Origin of the sequence: Mesorhizobium sp. M7A.F.Ca.US.002.01.1.1, from assembly GCF_004022955.1 — a bacterium.
Taxonomy (GTDB): domain Bacteria; phylum Pseudomonadota; class Alphaproteobacteria; order Rhizobiales; family Rhizobiaceae; genus Mesorhizobium; species Mesorhizobium ciceri.
Genome location: NZ_RZQE01000788.1, coordinates 1 through 1,742 on the forward strand (window position 1 = coordinate 1; position 1,742 = coordinate 1,742).

General features: G+C 61.0%; 1 protein-coding gene and 1 pseudogene. One reads left to right on the forward strand and one right to left on the reverse strand.

Annotated features, from left to right (window positions below):
* Positions 1 to 419 precede the first annotated feature (419 nt).
* Positions 420 to 1,313 (reverse strand): LysR family transcriptional regulator, encoded by an 894-nt coding sequence (locus tag EN932_RS35435; protein ID WP_128369488.1) that lies wholly within the window; start codon positions 1,311 to 1,313, stop codon positions 420 to 422.
* A 150-nt stretch (positions 1,314 to 1,463) separates the two neighbouring features.
* Between EN932_RS35435 and EN932_RS35440 the strand changes: the two are divergent.
* Positions 1,464 to 1,742 (forward strand): annotated as a pseudogene (locus EN932_RS35440) (MFS transporter); the annotation flags it as partial.

The window sequence follows — 1,742 nt, forward strand, 5'->3', positions numbered from 1 at the left end:
GGAGAACGCTTTACGAAGGCGCAAGTGCCCTTGGCGTCGATGTCGGCGAGAAGTCCCCATGTTGCAGGAGCCGAACGGGCCTTACCTTAGTTCGCGAGGGCTTGGTCGATAGCGCGATCGGCGATCCAGCGGCCAATGCAACGAGGTCTGCGCTTTTCTCAGAAGCCCGAGAGGCCGATCAAGCTGGATCTGCGCCAGCTTTCTTGATTCGACACCGGCCGCTCCTCGGCCGTTGAACGAACTGTCCGGTGTCAGGGCGAAACTGCCTGGAGCAGCCATCGCAAACAAGCTCAAAGTTGGCTGGATGATGATCGTTGCTGTCGCAAGATCTTAACGGTGAAGGCCTCCGCGATCTGCGGTGGAACGTCGCCACCCGCATCATCCCTCACAACCCAGCACAAGGAGTGGCTTGGCTGGCGTCAGATTCGATGCCGGAGCGCCTCCACGATCACCGCCATCGCAGGCGAGAGCTGCCGCCTGCTCGGGTAGTAGAGGTGATAGCCCGCAAATGGCTGACTCCAGTCGTCAAGCACCAGCCTGAGGCGTCCGCTGGCGATGTGGGGGCTTACGAGATTTTCCGGGACATAGGCGATCCCGCAACCGCGTATCGCAGCCTCGATCATGGGTATGGACGAATTGAAGGTAAGTTGTCCTTCTACCCGCACGCGAAGGTCGCGCCCATCCCTGGCGAATTCCCAGGCATACAATCCGCCGAAAGTCGCCTGTCGCATGTTTATGCAGTCATGATCGACCAGATCCTGGGGGGTGGTTGGCACCGGATGGTGGGCAAAGTACTCCTCCGAAGCCACGGCCACGAGCCTCCAATCCGGACCGATCCGCACCGCGATCATATCCCCGTCGATGCTCTCGCCCAGCCGCACGCCTGCGTCAAAGCGCTCCTCCACAATGTTCTTCATGCCGTTGTCGCTGTAGAGCTCGACGCGCACGTCGGGATAGTCGCCAAGCACGGGCTGCAGCTTCGGCCAGACAGTCGTCTGGAGCGCATGGTCGGATAGCGTGATGCGGACCGTTCCGGAGGGTTTGTCGCGAAAGGCCACCAGGCTTGCAAGGTCGGCCTCGATTTCGTCGAAGCGCGGGCCAAGAGATTGGACAAGCCGCTCGCCGGCCTCGGTCGGGGCAACGCTCCGCGTCGTGCGCGTCAGCAGGCGGACGCCAAGACGAGATTCCAGCTCCTTGATCGTCGAACTCAGAGTCGACTGCGAGGTTCCGAGCTTGGCCGCCGCCCTGGTAAAGCTGCGTTCCTGGGCGACCGCCACGAACCACAGAAGATCCTTCATGCCATCCCGCTGCATAGGTCACCTCCGACGGCATTTATATCACAAGCAGATAAGTCCATGCGAATTCCTCAGTCTAATAGAATGGGTTCCGCGGCGATATATTCCGGGCATGGCGACGGGGATCGCGGCTGATCCGCTCCCGGTCGCCTTGCAAGGATGCCAATTATGGAAACAACCTACGACACAAGGTCCCTCAAAGACCGCGCCGCATGGAGTGCGGTGCTTTCGATGGCGCTGTGCGTCTTCGTGCTTATCGCGTCGGAATTCATGCCGGTCAGCCTGCTCTCCCCGATCGCAGCCGATCTCAACATCACCGCAGGCCGCGCCGGACAGGCGATTTCGGTTTCGGGTGCTTTTGCCGTCGTGACCAGCCTCTTGGTCGCGGGCCTCACCCGGCGAATTGACCGCCGGCTGGTCGTCACCGGCTTTACGGTTCTCCTGATC

Coding starts and splice junctions, on each gene's coding strand:
- EN932_RS35435 (WP_128369488.1), bottom strand. CDS start 1,313: ATGCAGCGGGATGGCATGAAGGATCTTCTGTGGTTCGTGGCGGTCGCC.